Origin of the sequence: Pedobacter miscanthi (genome assembly GCF_003315595.1) — a bacterium.
GTDB classification, from domain to species: Bacteria; Bacteroidota; Bacteroidia; order Sphingobacteriales; family Sphingobacteriaceae; genus Pedobacter; species Pedobacter miscanthi.
Genome location: NZ_QNQU01000064.1, coordinates 1 through 1792 on the forward strand (window position 1 = coordinate 1; position 1792 = coordinate 1792).

1 protein-coding gene is annotated in these 1792 nt (G+C 43.4%); it reads right to left on the reverse strand.

The window, feature by feature from the left end; all coding sequences use genetic code 11:
- Positions 1-126: 126 nt before the first annotated feature.
- The coding region (locus tag DRW42_RS28340) for an IS1182 family transposase (RefSeq protein ID WP_147243828.1) at positions 127-1792 on the reverse strand (1666 nt) is incomplete at its 5' end.

Below are 1792 nucleotides of genomic sequence, written 5' to 3' on the forward strand. Positions count from 1 at the left end.
GGGGCTGACCAAAAAGGTAGATTACTAATTTGGTCAGCCTCCTTTTTTTATGTCCAAAGAATATCGTGCTTCACTTATTTTGATGAACTTTCGATTGGATCTATAAGAAATAGGGATTAACAAGGCTTATGCAGCCTTTTCTTCTTGTTTGATTTGAAGTTTTCTAAGGTTATGCGCCATTGCAACTAGACTAAACTCCGTTTCCACTTTTTTTAACCCACGAAGGTGGAATCTTCTAAAGCCCATGTTATGTTTGATGTCACCAAAGCAGCTTTCTATTTCAATGCAGCGTTGTTTCCTTAAGGCGTTTCCCAACTCGCTATTCAGGTTCTTCCTGGCCTGATGCGTATAAGTATCCAGCTTCTCATTTACCTTGATCATCCGGTTCTCACCTGTAGTCGATTTGCAGCATTGCTGATAAAAAGGACATTCCTTGCAGTCTTTACATTGATACTCTTTAATTGCGGATTGGTAGCCGGTTCGTTTATGGGTTTGAAAGTAGCTGGATTGTAAGGTAAGTTGTTTTTCATTCGGGCAGGTATAACTGTCAGTACTTGCATCATAGCTGAAGTTATCTTTCAAAAAAGGGTTCTGGCGGTAGCTTTGCTTTTGTTCGGCCTGATAAGAGGGAAACTTAAGGTAGTTGTTTATCCGTTTGCTCCCCAGCAGTTCATAGTTCTGCTCGGTACCAAAGATGCTATCTGCAACGATGGCCCGTGGTAAAACAGGGCTCTGCTGCTCCAGCTTTTGCAGATGATCCTTAAAACAGCTTCCGTCATTGGTGTTCTGATGGATGCTGACAGCTAAAATAAACTGGTTTTCGCAACCTGCAAGCGCATTGTAGGCAGGCAATAGCTCATCATTCTTCATTCGCATGGCCGAAGCGTCATTATCCGTTTTATTATAACCGCTTCGCTTGCCAGCCAGTTCGATCTGCTGCCCATAGGCCGCTATTATAACTTCCTTCTGCTTTAGCTTTTTCTTCAGGCTCAATGCCTTGCGTTGCTGCTTGCCGGTAGATGAGGTAATAACTGCATCCAGTTTGTCGGCCTGCCCGCGGATGGTTTCCGCCGTTATTTCCCTGGCTTGCAACCCGCGTTCTTCCAGGTCTGTTCCCGAATACTGTTTATCCTCAGTAGCATTAAGCGCATCTATTTCCTTGAACAACTCCCGGCACTTTTCCTCTGTGCCGGCTTTAAACCGCTCAGCGTTCTTCTTCCACACCATTTTATGCTTATTACAATCGGCCGAGATCGTACTGCCATCACAGAAGTAATTCTCCATTTTGATGTAGCCATGATCCATCAAAAACAAAAGCATCTGTTGAAATAGTTGTTCTATTACTTCCTTTGCCTTTGAACTGCGGAAGTTATTGATTGTTCGGAAATCGGGCCGGCTCATACCTGATAACCACATGAAGTGAATGTCCTGCCGCAAAGCTTTAGCTATCTTACGGCCTGTGTATATCTTAACACTGTAAGCATACAACAGTATCTTCAATAACATTCGCGGATGGTAGGCCGTTGTTCCACCTCCTTTGTACTGGTTGATCAGACCGCTGATGTTCAGCGAATCAACCACACGGTTAACCACCCTTACCAGGTCATGTTCATCGATTAACTCATCAAACGACGGCGGCAATAATAGAATTTGTTGCGGCTGGTAGCTTTTGAATTGTGCTGAACTTTGTATCTTAGTCATATAGTAAATTTCTTTCGCACTTAAATTTACTAAACAGCCGCTGCTTTTCAAGCAACGGCTGTATTTTTTTATACCCTTTTTAGTCAGCCCC